We start from the raw sequence: 13698 nt of genomic DNA, 5'->3' as shown, positions 1-13698 counted from the left end.
CTATAGCGTCTCGCCGGGTTCGCCCGGCAGCTGCTCGTCCAGGTGCACCCAGGGCAGCCGGCTGTCGGTCCAGATATGCCGGCGCGGCTGCACCTGCTCCGGTGCGTCCAGGGTGGTGATGGTGATATCGATGCTTTCGGGGCTCAGGTCGGTGGTCAGCGCCATGTGCGCGCCACAGCGGCTGCAGAAGTAGCGCACGCAGCTGGCCGACGAGTCGTAGCGCTGCGGCGTGCCCAGCAGCCACTGGAAGTCCTCGCAGCGCACCGTCGCCCAGGTCACCAGCAACCCGCCGGTCACGCGCCGGCACACCGAACAATGGCAGTGCGCGACATCCTCCAGCGCACCCGCCACCCGATACCGCACGGCGCCGCAATGGCAGCCGCCTTCATGCACTTCGCCCATCCTCGTCGCTCCTGCAGACCCGCACTGGTTGATGAAACCTTCTGTCGCCTTTGTGCCGCCGAAAGCTGGCTGAAAGCTTGGGCACTTAGCATCGCCTCACCTCCGGCAAAAGACCGGTCAGCCAGGGCTCTGACTTTACTGCAGTGCCCGGCCCAATCAACAACAACAATGGTGATACTGATGTCCTTCCACGCCCGCGTTCTGCCTGCCCTCCCGCCGTCACTCCCAGCACCGCGCACCTTGCGCTGATCCGTTCGTCCCTTTCTCGACGCGCCTCGCCTGGAGTAACTGCCCCATGCTGACCTTCCTCGGCTTCGCCATGGTCATCACCTTCATGTACCTGATCATGACCAAGCGCCTGTCGGCCTTGATCGCGCTGATTCTGGTACCGATCATTTTCGCCCTGTTCGGCGGCTTCTCGGGCGAGATCGGCCCGATGATGCTGCAGGGCATCAGCAAGCTGGCACCCACCGGCGTGATGCTGATGTTCGCCATTCTGTACTTCGCCCTGATGATCGACTCCGGCCTGTTCGACCCGGCCGTGCGCAAGATCCTCAAGCTGGTCAAGGGTGACCCGCTGAAAGTCTCGGTGGGCACCGCCGCGCTGGCCCTGGTGGTATCGCTGGACGGTGACGGCGCCACCACCTACATGATCTGCGTGGCCGCCATGCTGCCGCTGTACAGCCGCCTGGGCATGAGCCCGCGGATCATGGCCGGCCTGATCATCCTGGCCGGCGGGGTGATGAACATGACCCCTTGGGGCGGCCCCACCGCCCGCGCCGCCAGCGCGCTGCACGTCGATCCGTCGGACATCTTCGTGCCGATGATCCCGGCCATGGCCTTCGGCGTGTTCGCCATCCTGGCCATCGCCTATATGTACGGCAAGCGCGAACGTGCCCGCCTGGGCGAACTGCACCTGCCGGGCGATGAAATCGACCACAGTGAAATCAGCGTATCGCAATATCCCGACGCGCGCCGGCCCAAACTGCTGTGGTTCAACGGCGCATTGACCCTGGCCCTGATGGTCGCGCTGATCGCCGGCCTGCTGCCGCTGCCGGTGCTGTTCATGATCGCCTTCAGCATCGCCATGGTGGTCAACTACCCGTGCCTGCAACAGCAGAAGGACCGCGTCGCGGCCCACGCCGGCAGCGTGCTGGCGGTGGTGGGGCTGATCTTCGCGGCGGGCATCTTCACCGGCATCCTGTCCGGCACCGGCATGGTCGAGGCCATGTCCAAGAGCCTGCTGGCGGTGATCCCCGAAGCGATGGGCCCGTACCTGGCGGTAATCACCGCGATCGTGAGCATGCCGTTCACCTTCTTCATGTCCAACGACGCCTTCTACTACGGCGTGCTGCCGGTGCTGGCCGAAGCTGCCAGCCACTACGGCATCAGCCCGGTGGAGATGGCCCGTGCCTCGATCGTCGGGCAACCGGTCCACCTGCTCAGCCCGCTGGTACCCTCGACCTACTTGCTGGTAGCCCTGGCCGGTATAGAATTCGGCGATCACCAGCGCTTCACCCTCAAATGGGCGGTGCTGGTGTGCCTGTGCATCATGTTCGCGGCGCTGCTGATGGGAATTTTCCCGCTGTTCAGCAGCCTATAATTCATCCGTTTCATCCCAACGCTTGCGCGTCGACCCCTGCGGCGCGCAACGCCCCACACGCTCGAAGGAACACACATGGAATGGCTGACCAACCCGGAAATCTGGGTTGCCTTTTTTACCCTGACGGCTCTCGAGATCGTCCTGGGCATCGACAACATCATCATGATCTCGATCCTGGTCAGCCGCATGCCCAAGCACATGCAGCAGCGCACCCGGATCTTCGGCCTGGCGCTGGCGATGGTCACGCGCATCCTGCTGCTGCTATCGATCGCCTGGGTCATGCGCCTGACCGCCGACCTGTTCCATGTGTTCGGCCAGGGCATTTCCGGGCGTGACCTGATCCTGTTCTTCGGCGGCCTGTTCCTGTTGTGGAAGAGCTCCCAGGAGATCTACCACGGCCTCGAAGGCGAGGACGAAACCCACGACGAGCCGTCTTCCGGCAAAGCCGGTGGCAAGTTCCTGTACACCATCATCCAGATCGCGATCATCGACATCGTGTTCTCGCTGGACTCGGTGATCACCGCAGTGGGCATGGTGTCCCACGTGCCGGTGATGGTGGCGGCGATCATCGTCGCGGTGCTGGTTATGATGCTGTGCGCCAGGACCATCAGCGAGTTCATCGACAAGCACCCGTCGCTGAAGATGCTCGCGCTTTTCGTTTCCTGATCGTGGTCGGCACCGTGCTGATTGCAGAAGCCTTCGACGTGCACGTGCCTAAGGGCTACGTCTACTTCGCCATGGCCTTCTCGCTGGCGGTGGAGGCGATCAACATCAAGATGCGCACCGCGGCGGCGAAAAAAGAAACAGCAGAGCGACCCGGTGAAAACTTCGCAAGGACATTCCGGGTCAGTAAACACTGGCTGCGTTGAACAACAGGCCCCGAATGGGGCCCTTTTGTCTTTTTGGGACGGCAAACGCGCCAGCGAAGTTGCCCGAAACCGGCGCGCGAGGTTTTCAAAGCCCGTGCATGCATGCCATGCTGGCGCCCACGGCCCTTGGCCGACTACAGCTTAAGTGAGCACTGGAAAAAAACCGCCGGTCCACCAGGCCAGGCTCACCGCGTCATCCACTTGCCCCACTGGGGCGCCTTAACAGGGGGCCGTAAGTATGCTGACCCTGCTCAACCTGCTCTCGGCCGTGGCCCTGCTGATCTGGGGCACACATATCGTACGTACCGGCATCCTGCGGGTGTTACGGTTTCCAACCTGCGCCGATTGCTGAGCCAGAAACATGGCCAAGCGGCCCCTGGCGTTTCATCGCCGGCATCCTGGTCCACGGCCATGGTGCAGAGCAGCAAACGCCACCGCGATGCTGGTGACCTCGTTTCGTCGGCCAGGGCCTGATGACCCTCACCCCGGCCCTGGCCATCATGCTCGGCGCCGACGTGGGGGACCGCGCTGATGGCGCGGGTGCTGACCCTGGACCTGTCGTGGCTGTCGCCGCTGCTGATCTTCCTCGGGGTGATCTTCTTCCTCTCGCGCAAGCAGACCCGCGCTGGGCAACTGGGGCGCGTAGGCATCGGCCTGGGCCTGATCATCCTGGCCCTGCAACTGATCGTGGAGGCCGCTGCGCCGATTACCCAGGCCCAGGGCGTCCAAGGTGCTGTTTTGCCTCGCTGACCGGCGACATCCTGCTCGACGCCCTGGTGGGCGCGCTGTTTCGCCCTGATCTCGTATTCCAGCCTGGCCGCGGTGCTGCTCACCGCCACCCTGGCCGGCGCCGAAATGATCAGCCTGCCGGTGGCCATCGGCCTGGTGATCGGCGCCAACATCGGCAGCGGCCTGCTGGCGTTTCCTGAGCACCAGCATGCAGAAACGCCGCCGGGCGCCAGGTGGCGCTGGGCAGCCTGCTGTACAAGCTGATCGGCCTGCTGGTGGTCATCCCGGTGCTCGACCCGCTGGTGCACTGGATGGACAGCCTGACCTTCAGCCCGCAAGAGCTGGTGATCGGCTTCCACCTCATCTACAACACCCTGCGCTGCCTGGCCCTGCTGCCCACCGCGACGCCAATGGGGCGCCTGTGCCGCTGGCTGCTGCCCGAGCGCGAGGAAACCAACGGCCACGCCAAGCCCCGCCACCTGGACCCTGCCGCGCTGGACACCCCGAGCCTGGCACTGGCCAACGCGGTGCGCGAGACCCTGCGCCTGGGCGACCTGGTCGACAGCATGCTCGATGCCATGCTCAACGTGCTGCGCGGCAGCCAGACCGCCCTGACCCAGCAGGTGCGCACCCTCAGCGACGACGTCGAGGGCCTGTACAACGCCATCAAGCTGTACCTGGCGCAGATGCCCCGCGAAGACCTCGGCGAGCACGACAGCCAGCGCTGGGCCGAGATCATCGAGCTGGCGATCAACCTCAAGCTGGCCAGCGACCTGATCGAGCGCATGCTGCGCAAGGTGCAGCAGCAGAAGACGTCGCAGCGCCGCGAGTTCTCCCAGGTGGGCCTGGAGGAGCTGACCGTGCTGCAGACCCAGCTGCTGTCCAACCTGCGCCTGGGCCTGTCGGTGTTCCTCAGTGGCGACCCGCACAGCGCACGCCAGCTGCTGCGCGAGAAGCGCCGCTTCCGCGCCCAGGAGCGGCGCCTGGCCCATGCCCACGTCAGCCGCCTGCAGCGCAAGGTGGTGCAGAGCATCGAGACCAGCTCGCTGCACCTGGAACTGATCGCCGACATGAAACGTCTCAACTCGCTGTTCTGCAGCAGTGCCTATGCGGTACTGGGCGGCAGCGATACCGGCGCCCTGATGATCGACAGCGTACCGGACGATGCCCATTCGCCTTGACCCGACGCTGCCCCGAACCCGTGCAAGGAAGCCTGTGATGCGTTGCCTGATGTTCATCTGCCTGTTGCTGGGCGCCCCTTCAAGCTTTGCCCTCGACCGCACCCAGGTCGAGGGCTACCTGTTGCCCAACGGCCTGCAGGTGCTGCTCAAGCCCGGCTACGAGCGCGACCATGTGTCGATCCGACTGGTGGTGGGCATCGGCTTCGACGACTTCCCGTGCGCGCGCCAGGAACTGCCGCACCTGCTCGAACACCTGCTGTTCAGCGGTATCGACGACACGGGCGAAGGCGGGCTGGAAGAACGCATGCAGGCCCTGGGCGGTGAATGGAACGCCTACACCAGCAGCGCCGACACCACCTTCGTCATCGAGGCCCCGGCGCGCAACCAGCGCAAGGTGCTCGACCTGCTGCTGGCCGTGCTCCAGGACACACGTATCGATGCCAACGCCTTGCAGGTGTCGAAGAGCATCGTCGAGCGTGAAGACGGCGGGCACTACACCCACCTGCAGCGCTGGCTGGACCGCCAGGACCTCGGCCACCGTGCCAGCGACCAGCTGGCGGTGGAGCTGGGGCTCAAGTGTGCCGAGCGCTCCTCGGTGCAGGACATGACCCTGGAAGAAGTGAATGAACTGCGCCAGCACTGGTACGCCCCCAACAACATGAGCCTGATCGTGGTCGGCGGCCTGGACCGCGTGCTGCCCGCCTACCTGGAGCGCACCTGGGGCCAGCTGGAGCCGGTGGAACCGGGCGAGCGCCGGGTACTCGATGGCGTGACCCACAAGGCCCAGGCGCGCCGCGAGCTGATCCGCGGCTGGCTGGGCGACAGTGCGCGGTTGCACTGGATGTTCCTGGAGCCGGTGCTGGATGAAAACCACGACGCCACCTACGACCTGCTGCAGCGCTACCTGGACTGGGCGCTGTATCGCGAATTGCGCCTGCAGCACAGCCTGTCGTACGGGCCGTCGGCGCAGCGCGAGCGTTTTGGCGACACCGGCCTGTTGAGCCTGAATGCCGACCTGGACAGCGATCAGGTCGAGGCGGCCGAGCAGATCCTGGGGCAGATGATCGAGCGCCTGCGCAAGGACGGCCTGGACCGCGCCACGTTCGAGCGCATCAAGGCCGCGGCAATCGCCCGCGAAGCGTGGACCAGCCAGGGCAACAGCGCGCTGGCCGACTACTACTGGGGAGCGTTGAACGACTATGCCGACGGTCGGGTCGGCGAGGCGAAGACCCGGTTGCGCGAGGTCAGCCTGGAGGATGCGGATGCGGCGCTGCAGGCGCTGTTCGCCGAGCCTGGGTATGTGCGGGTAGAGAAGCCGTTGCTGGGGTATGACCAGCTGTATGGGTTGGGGGCACTGGGGCTAGGGCTGGTGTTCGCGGCCTTGCTGCTGTGGCGTCGACGCCGCGATAGGGCCATTACTGACACCCGAAAGCAGCGTATCCTGTAACAGATTTTTACCTCACCCAGCGAACGCCCCACCATGCCCGCACTTCTCCTGCGCCTGATCGACCTGATAAAGCGCTACCCGGGGGTCATCGCCCTCGGCGGTTTCATTTCCGGTATCGGCAGTTTCATCCTGGTAGACCGTCAGGAAGGCCTGGCCAGCTGGGTCGCCATCCTGTTGCTGGTGAGCTGGCTGTGGCTGATGTTCGAGAACACCTTCACCCAGCTGTTCACCCGCCTGTTCAAGCGCGAGATCCCGCAGCCGCTGCTGCGCTACGCCACGCAGATGATCCACCAGGAAAGCCTGTTCTTCGTGCTGCCGTTCTTCTTCGTCACCACCACCTGGAACAGCGGCCAGCTGGTGTTCACCGGCCTGCTGGCCGGCGCCGGGCTGGTGTCGATCGTCGACCCGCTGTACTACCGCTGGCTGGCGCCGCGCCGCTGGCTGTTCCTGGCCCTGCACACCCTGACCCTGTTCGCCGCGCTGCTCACGGCGCTGCCGATCATCCTGCACCTGACCACGTCGCAGAGCTTCAAGCTGGCGCTGGGCATCGCCATGCTGCTGTCGTTCCCGAGCCTGGCCAGCAGCTTCCCGATCAATCACTGGCGCCGTGCCGCCATGCTGGTGCTGGTCACCCTGGCCGTTGGCGGCAGCGGCTGGCTGCTGCGCTCGTGGGTGCCGCCGGCGACACTGTGGATGACCGAAGTGGCCATCAGCACCCAGCTGCAGAACCGCACCCCCGGCGACAGCCTGGAGCAGGTCAGCGCCAGCCAGATCCGCAGCGCCGGGCTCTATGCCTATACCGCGATCAAGGCTCCGCGCGGCCTCAACGAACGCATCTACCACGTATGGAAACAGGACGGCAAAGAGGTCGATCGCATTGCCCTGAACATCAATGGCGGGCGCAAGGAAGGCTACCGCGCCTGGACCCACAAGCAGGTGTTCCCCAGCAACCCGGTCGGGCACTGGCAGGTGCGCGTGCTCACCGAGGACGGCCAGGTGATCGGCGTGCTGCGCTTCGAGGTGGTTGATGACGGTCAAGCATCCGTCGCCAAGTGACGCTATGCTCTGACCCGGCGCACTGGAGCGCCTGCCGGACTGTCTGGAGCCTATGACCACCACCGTCACCCCCGCCAGCGCCACCCTCGATACCACGCGCAGCCCGGCCTGCCTGCGCATCGCCGGCGACTGGACCCTGGCCAACTACACGCCGCTCAAGCGCAGCACCGAGGCCCTGCACGGCCAGTACGATGCCAGCGCCCAGGTCGACCTCGCCCAGCTGGGCAAGCTGGACACCGCCGGCGCCTCGCTGCTGGTCGAACTGCTGGGTGCCGAGCGCCTGGGGCAACTGGCCGATGACCACGCCAGCCCGCTGTCGGCCGCCGACCGCGCCTTGCTGCACACCGTGTACTGCTCGCTACAGGACTACTGCCTGCCAGAGCGCCAGCCGGAAACGTCCGTGCTGACCCAGCTGCTGTGCCGCATCGGCCGGGCAGTCGACGTGCTGTGGCAAGACACCCGGCAACTGCTCGGCTTCATCGGCCTGATCATCGCCACCCTGGCCCGGCGCCTGCTGCAACCCAGGCGCTGGCGTATGACCGCCGTGGTCGCGCACATCGAACAGACAGGCCTGGACGCGGCGCCCATCGTCGCGCTGCTGACCTTTCTGGTGGGTGCGGTGGTGGCCTTTCTGGGCGCCACGGTGCTGGCCAGTTTCGGCGCGAGCATCTTCACCGTCGACCTGGTGGCGTTCTCGTTCCTGCGTGAATTCGGCGTGCTGCTTACCGCCATCCTGATGGCAGGACGCACCGCCAGCGCCTTCACCGCGCAGATCGGCTCGATGAAGGCCAACGAGGAAATCGATGCGATCCGCACCCTGGGCCTGGACCCGGTCGAGCTGCTGGTGGTGCCGCGGGTGCTGTCGCTGCTGATCGCGCTGCCATTGCTGACCTTCGTCGCGATGCTGTGCGGCATCATCGGCGGCGCCGTGGTGTGCGCGGTGTCGCTGGACATCTCGCCGGCGATGTTCCTGTCGCTGCTGGAAAGCGACATCGGCGTGCAGCACTTCCTGGTGGGCCTGGCCAAGGCGCCGTTCTTCGCCTTCCTGATCGCGGCCATCGGTTGCCTGGAAGGTTTCAAGGTGACCGGCAGCGCCGAATCGGTCGGCGCCCACACCACCTCGGCGGTGGTCCAGTCGATCTTCGTGGTGATCGTGCTGGATGCGGTGTTCGCGCTGTTCTTCATGGAGATGAGCTGGTGAGTGAGGCAAGCCACGAGAAGGTCATCGAGGTGCGGGGCCTGTGCAACCGCTTCGGCACCCAGAGCGTGCACGAACAGCTCGACCTGGACCTGTACCGCGGCGAGATCCTCGCCGTGGTCGGCGGCTCGGGCAGTGGCAAGTCGGTGCTGCTGCGCAGCATCGTCGGCCTGCGCCGGCCCAACGAGGGCACGGTGAGGATCTTCGACCAGGACCTCAGCCAGGCCAGCGACCAGCAGCGCTCGCAGGTGGAGCGTCGCTTCGGCGTGCTGTACCAGAAGGGCGCGCTGTTCTCGTCGTTGACCGTCACCGAGAACGTCGCACTGCCGCTGATCGAACATGCCGGCCTGAGCCGCGCCGACGCCGAGCATCTGGCCGGGGTCAAGCTGGCCCTGGCCGGGCTGCCGCTGTCGGCGGCCGACAAATACCCCGCGTCGCTGTCGGGCGGCATGATCAAGCGCGCCGCCCTGGCCCGCGCCCTGGCGCTGGACCCGGACATCCTGTTTCTCGACGAGCCCACCGCCGGGCTCGACCCGATCGGCGCGGCCGCCTTCGACCAGTTGATCCTGACCCTGCGCGATGCGCTGGGCCTGAGCGTGTTCCTGATCACCCACGACCTGGACACCCTCTACACCATCACCGACCGCGTGGCCGTGCTGGCGCAGAAGAAGGTGCTGGTGGCCGGCCCCATCGACCAGGTCTCGGAAACCGACGACGCGTGGATTCACGACTATTTTCATGGCCCGCGCGGCCGTGCGGCCTACCAGGCCGCCACAGCGCTCAAGGAGAACTGAAATGGAAACCCGCGCGCACCATGTGTTGATCGGGCTGGTCACCGTGCTGGTGGTGGCCGGCGCCATGCTGTTCGGCCTGTGGCTGGCCAAGTCGAGCGTCGACAGCACCTTCAAGGACTACGAGGTGGTGTTCAACGAGGCCGTCACCGGGCTGTCCAAGGGCAGTGCGGTGCAGTACAGCGGGATCAAGGTGGGCGATGTGATCAGCCTGCGCCTGGACCCCAACGACCCCCGCCGGGTGCTGGCGCAGATCCGCCTGAGCGCCGAGACCCCGATCAAGCAGGACACCCAGGCCAAGCTGACCCTGACCGGCGTCACCGGCACCTCGCTGATCCAGCTCAGCGGCGGCACCCCGCAGAGCCCGCCGCTGGAAGGCAAGGGCGGCCGGCTGCCGGTGATCGTCGCCTCGCCATCGCCGATTGCGCGCCTGCTCAACAACAGCAGCGACCTGGTGACCAACATCAACCTGCTGCTGCACAACGCCAACCGGCTGTTCTCCGAAGAGAATGCCACCCGCCTGGGCGCCACCCTGGCCAACCTGGAGCAGACCACCGGCGCGATTGCCGGGCAGCGCGACGACATCCGCCTGGCCATCCAGCAGATGGCCCAGGTGGGCAAGCAGGCCGGCGCGGCGCTGGAGCAGACCAGCCAGCTGATGCGCAACGCCAACAGCCTGCTCGGCAGCGACGGCAAGCAGATCGTCAACAGTGCCGACCAGGCCATGCAGTCGCTGGCGCGCAGCACCGCCACCATCGACGCGTTGCTCACCGACAACCGCGAGGCGATCACCAGCGGCGCCCAGGGCTTCAACGAACTGGCCCCGGCGATTCGCGAACTGCGCGATACCCTGACTGCCTTGAAGGGCATCTCCCAGCGCCTGGAGGCCAACCCCAGCGGTTACCTGCTGGGCCGCGACAAAAACAAGGAGTTCACCCCATGAGCCGCCCCTGCCGCACCCTCGCCCTGGCCGCGCTGCTGAGCCTGAGCAGCGCCTGCTCGATCCTGCCCAAGGCGGAGCCGGCCGACGTGTACCGCCTGCCGGCGGCGCAACCGGTGCGCAGCAACGCCGCACCCGTGGCCTGGACCCTGCGTATCAACAAGCCGCTGGCCAGCGAGATCCTCGGCACACCGCGCATTGCCGTGGTGCCGGCAGGCAACCTGATCAGCAGCTACAAGGGCGCACGCTGGGCCGACCCGGTGCCGGCACTGCTGCGCAACCGCATGCTCGACGCCTTCCAGCGCGACGGCCGGGTACAGCGGGTAAGTGCCGACGACGCCAACCTGCAGGCCGACTACGAGATCGTCGGCGAACTGCAGGCGTTCCAGAGCGAGTACAGCGATGCCGGGCTGGCAGTAGTGGTGCGCCTGGATGCGCGACTGGTGCAGGGGCGTACCCAGCGCGTGCTGGCCAGCCACAGCTTCGAGGTGCGCCAGCCGGTGGCGCAGACCCAGGTACCGGCGGTGGTCGGCGGCTTCGGCCAGGCCACCGACCGGCTGATGGCGCAACTGGTGGACTGGACCGTGGCTCAGGCGAAGAACCAGTAGCACACCGCGATGGCCGCCAGCACCCCGGCCAGCTCGGCCAGCAGCGCGCAGCCCACGGCGTGGCGTGCGCGCTGGATACCCACGGCGCCGAAATACACCGCCAGTACGTAGAAGGTGGTTTCGGTGCTGCCCTGGATGGTCGCGGCCACCAGTGCCGGGAAGCTGTCCACCCCGTGGGTCTGCATGGTCTCGATCAGCATGGCCCGCGCCGCGCTGCCGGAGAACGGCTTGACCAGCGCCGTGGGCAGGGCATCGACGAAACGCGTGTCCCAGCCCAGCCATTCGATGACATGACGAATGCCGTCCAGGCCGAACTCCAGCGCCCCCGAGGCGCGCAGCACGCCGACCGCGCACAGCATCGCCACCAGGTAGGGCAGCAGGCTCTTGGCCACGTCGAACCCTTCCTTGGCACCTTCGACGAAGGTTTCGTACACCGGCACCCGCTTGAATGCGCCGATCAGCAGAAACAGCATGATCAGGCCGAACAGCGTGAGGTTGCCCAGGATCGACGACAGGGTGGCCAGCGCGGTGGCCGACAGGCCCGCCAGCAGCGCCATGAAGCCGCCCAGCAGCAGCGCGCCGGGCACCATGTAGGCGAGCACCACCGGGTCCCACAGGCGCAGGCGCTGCATCACCGCCACCGACAGCAGGCCCACCAGGGTCGAGGCGCTGGTGGCCAGCAGGATCGGCAGGAACACCAGGGTCGGGTCCATAGCGCCTTGCTGGGCGCGGTACATGAAGATGGTCACCGGCAGCAGGGTCAGTGACGAGGCATTGAGCACCAGGAACAGGATCTGCGCGTTGCTTGCCGTGGTGGAGCTGGGGTTGAGCTCCTGCAGGGCGCGCATGGCCTTGAGGCCGATAGGCGTGGCGGCGTTGTCCAGGCCCAGGCCGTTGGCGGCGAAGTTCAGGGTGATCAGGCCCAGCGCCGGGTGGCCGGGCGGTACCTCGGGCATCAGGCGACGGAACAGCGGGCCGAGTACCTTGGCCAGCCAATCGACGATACCGGCCTTTTCGGCGATCTTCAGAAAGCCCAGCCACAGGGTCAGGGTACCGAACAGCAGCACCATGACTTCGACCGAAAGCTTGGCCATGGCGAAGATACTCTCGACCATGGCGGCGAAGATGCCCGCGTTGCCACCCACCAGCCACTGCACCAGTGCGGAGAGGGCGGCCACCACGAAAAAGCCGAGCCAGAGGCCGTTGAGCATTGGTCGTTTCCCTTGCAAGTTGGAGCGCATGATAGCGGGGTGGGTAGGCAGACGCCATAAACGGCGGCGGCCCATTCGCCGGCAAGGCCGGCTCCTACAGGTTCGGCATCGTCTGTAGCAGCCGGCCTTGCCGGCGAAGCTTCTGGCAGGCAACAAAAAGCCCCGACGGGTCGGGGCTCTTGTGTTTCAGGCCGTCAGCAGCTTAGTGCTGAGCGGTCTCGCCAGCCGGCGCCGGGGTCTTGCTGCGCCAGTGCGGCAGCGAGTTCCAGTACGCCTGGCCCTTGGCATCGTCATACATGCCTTCCCAACGCGAGATGACCAGCACCGCCAGGGCGTTGCCGATCACGTTCAGGGCGGTACGCGCCATGTCCATGATGCGGTCGACACCGGCGATGAACGCCAGGCCTTCGAGCGGGATGCCCACACTGCCCAGGGTCGCCAGCAGCACCACGAACGATACGCCCGGCACACCGGCAATGCCTTTGGAGGTGACCATCAGGGTCAGCACCAGCAGCAGTTGCTGGCTGATCGACAGGTCGATGCCGTACAGCTGCGCGATGAAGATCGCCGCGATGCTCTGGTACAGGGTCGAACCGTCCAGGTTGAACGAGTAGCCGGTCGGCACCACGAAGCTGCAGATGGCCTTGGGCGAACCGTAGGCTTCCATCTTCTGGATCACGCGCGGCAGCACGGTCTCGGAGCTGGCGGTGGAATAGGCCAGGATCAGCTCGTCCTTGAAGATGCGCATCAGTTTCAGGATCGAGAAACCGAACAGGCGGGCGATCAGGCCCAGCACCATGAAGGCGAAGAAGGCGATGGCGAAGTACACCAGCAGCACCAGCTTGGCCAGCGGCAGCAGCGAGGCGAAACCGAAGTTGGCCACGGTCACCGCAATCAGGGCGAACACGCCGATCGGGGCGTAGTTCATGATCATGTGGGTGACCTTGAACATGGCTTCCGACACGCCCTGGAAGGTTTTCACCAGCGGGTCGCGGATGTCTGCCTGCAGGCTCGACAGGCCCAGGCCGAACAGCACCGAGAAGAAGATGATCGGCAGCATCTCGCCACGCATCAGCGCTGCAAAGATGTTCGACGGGATCAGGTTGAGGATGGTCTCGATGAACGCATGCTCATGCTGCACCTCGGCGGCGGTGGCCTGGTACTTGGAGATATCCACGGTGCCCAGGGTGCTCATGTCGATGCCGGCGCCCGGGTGGAACAGGTTGGCCAACACCAGGCCGACCACGATCGCGATGGTGGTCACTACCTCGAAATAGATGATGGTCTTGAGGCCGATACTGCCAAGTTTCTTCGCATCGCCAACCCCGGCGATACCCACGACCAGCGACGAAATCACGATCGGGATGACGATCATCTTGATCAGGCGAATGAAGATGTCACCTGCCGGTTGCAGGACGTTACTGATCCACCATGCCTTTTCTGCACTGAAATGGTTCAGCAACGCCCCGATGGCGATCCCCAATACCAGACCGATGAGGATTTGCCAGGCGAGGCTTAGTTTTGCCTTCTTCATGTCGTTACCCTTTGTTCAAGTGGACACGGTCACTGCCTTGAAACCTGCATTCTAGAGCCGCTGAAAGCGATTCCCTGGAGTTTTCATGGTGCAGGCAATGCGCCGTAGAAGGTCACCGCAAGTGAGCGC

At 65.6% G+C, this 13698-nt stretch carries 10 protein-coding genes and 2 pseudogenes; 9 read left to right on the top strand and 3 right to left on the bottom strand.

Annotated elements, in window-relative coordinates:
• A complete protein-coding gene (locus LOY33_RS00490) occupies positions 1-402 on the bottom strand; it encodes a GFA family protein (RefSeq protein WP_043862321.1) in 402 nt (133 codons plus the stop codon).
• A gap of 295 nt (positions 403-697) precedes the next feature.
• On the opposite strand from LOY33_RS00490, the gene LOY33_RS00485 reads away from it, so the two are divergent.
• From LOY33_RS00485 to LOY33_RS00445, 9 genes and pseudogenes are all read left to right on the top strand, one after another.
• Entirely contained in the window at positions 698-2005 is a 1308-nt protein-coding gene (locus tag LOY33_RS00485; RefSeq protein WP_043862320.1) for a CitMHS family transporter, read from the top strand.
• A 75-nt stretch (positions 2006-2080) separates the two neighbouring features.
• Positions 2081-2858 (top strand): annotated as a pseudogene (locus LOY33_RS00480) (TerC family protein).
• A 254-nt stretch (positions 2859-3112) separates the two neighbouring features.
• Positions 3113-4784, top strand: a pseudogene (locus tag LOY33_RS00475) (Na/Pi cotransporter family protein).
• Positions 4785-4821: 37 nt separating this feature from the next.
• Positions 4822-6231 (top strand): pitrilysin family protein, encoded by a 1410-nt coding sequence (locus LOY33_RS00470; RefSeq protein WP_258660649.1) that lies wholly within the window; start codon positions 4822-4824, stop codon positions 6229-6231.
• Between the two features lie 33 nt (positions 6232-6264).
• Positions 6265-7287, top strand: coding sequence for a DUF5924 family protein (locus LOY33_RS00465; protein ID WP_054916017.1), 1023 nt, complete (start codon positions 6265-6267; stop codon positions 7285-7287).
• Between the two features lie 43 nt (positions 7288-7330).
• Positions 7331-8488: an ABC transporter permease gene (locus tag LOY33_RS00460; RefSeq protein WP_173925070.1), complete on the top strand. Its 1158-nt coding sequence runs from the start codon at positions 7331-7333 to the stop codon at positions 8486-8488.
• Positions 8485-9279: an ABC transporter ATP-binding protein gene (locus tag LOY33_RS00455; RefSeq protein ID WP_258660646.1), complete on the top strand. Its 795-nt coding sequence runs from the start codon at positions 8485-8487 to the stop codon at positions 9277-9279. Before LOY33_RS00460 ends, LOY33_RS00455 begins: the two co-directional genes overlap by 4 nt.
• Position 9280: 1 nt before the next feature.
• On the top strand, positions 9281-10219 hold the full coding sequence (locus tag LOY33_RS00450; protein WP_043862313.1) for an MlaD family protein: 939 nt from the start codon (positions 9281-9283) through the stop codon (positions 10217-10219).
• Positions 10216-10824, top strand: coding sequence for an ABC-type transport auxiliary lipoprotein family protein (locus LOY33_RS00445; protein WP_043862312.1), 609 nt, complete (start codon positions 10216-10218; stop codon positions 10822-10824). Before LOY33_RS00450 ends, LOY33_RS00445 begins: the two co-directional genes overlap by 4 nt.
• Here the strand turns inward: LOY33_RS00445 and LOY33_RS00440 are convergent.
• Positions 10806-12035, bottom strand: a complete 1230-nt coding sequence (locus LOY33_RS00440) for a nucleoside recognition domain-containing protein (RefSeq protein ID WP_043862311.1) — start codon at positions 12033-12035, stop codon at positions 10806-10808. The genes LOY33_RS00445 and LOY33_RS00440 overlap by 19 nt on opposite strands.
• Positions 12036-12237: 202 nt before the next feature.
• The gene (gltP, locus tag LOY33_RS00435; RefSeq protein WP_054916020.1) at positions 12238-13569 is read right to left on the bottom strand and encodes a glutamate/aspartate:proton symporter GltP; all 1332 of its coding nucleotides are present in this window, start codon (positions 13567-13569) and stop codon (positions 12238-12240) included.
• Positions 13570-13698: the final 129 nt, after the last annotated feature.

This window comes from Pseudomonas sp. B21-036, assembly GCF_024748925.1.
In the GTDB taxonomy this organism is placed as follows: domain Bacteria; phylum Pseudomonadota; class Gammaproteobacteria; order Pseudomonadales; family Pseudomonadaceae; genus Aquipseudomonas; species Aquipseudomonas palmensis.
The sequence above is the reverse complement of the archived record's forward strand: the minus strand, read 5'-3'. Positions and strand labels throughout refer to the sequence as shown.

What these genes read in the sequence shown, in the direction of transcription:
- LOY33_RS00490 (WP_043862321.1), bottom strand. Translation starts at nt 402, where the DNA reads ATGGGCGAAGTGCATGAAGGCGGCTGCCATTGCGGCGCCGTGCGGTAT.
- LOY33_RS00485 (WP_043862320.1), top strand. Translation starts at nt 698, where the DNA reads ATGCTGACCTTCCTCGGCTTCGCCATGGTCATCACCTTCATGTACCTG.
- LOY33_RS00470 (WP_258660649.1), top strand. Translation starts at nt 4,822, where the DNA reads ATGCGTTGCCTGATGTTCATCTGCCTGTTGCTGGGCGCCCCTTCAAGC.
- LOY33_RS00465 (WP_054916017.1), top strand. Translation starts at nt 6,265, where the DNA reads ATGCCCGCACTTCTCCTGCGCCTGATCGACCTGATAAAGCGCTACCCG.
- LOY33_RS00450 (WP_043862313.1), top strand. Translation starts at nt 9,281, where the DNA reads ATGGAAACCCGCGCGCACCATGTGTTGATCGGGCTGGTCACCGTGCTG.
- LOY33_RS00445 (WP_043862312.1), top strand. Translation starts at nt 10,216, where the DNA reads ATGAGCCGCCCCTGCCGCACCCTCGCCCTGGCCGCGCTGCTGAGCCTG.
- LOY33_RS00440 (WP_043862311.1), bottom strand. Translation starts at nt 12,035, where the DNA reads ATGCTCAACGGCCTCTGGCTCGGCTTTTTCGTGGTGGCCGCCCTCTCC.
- gltP (WP_054916020.1), bottom strand. Translation starts at nt 13,569, where the DNA reads ATGAAGAAGGCAAAACTAAGCCTCGCCTGGCAAATCCTCATCGGTCTG.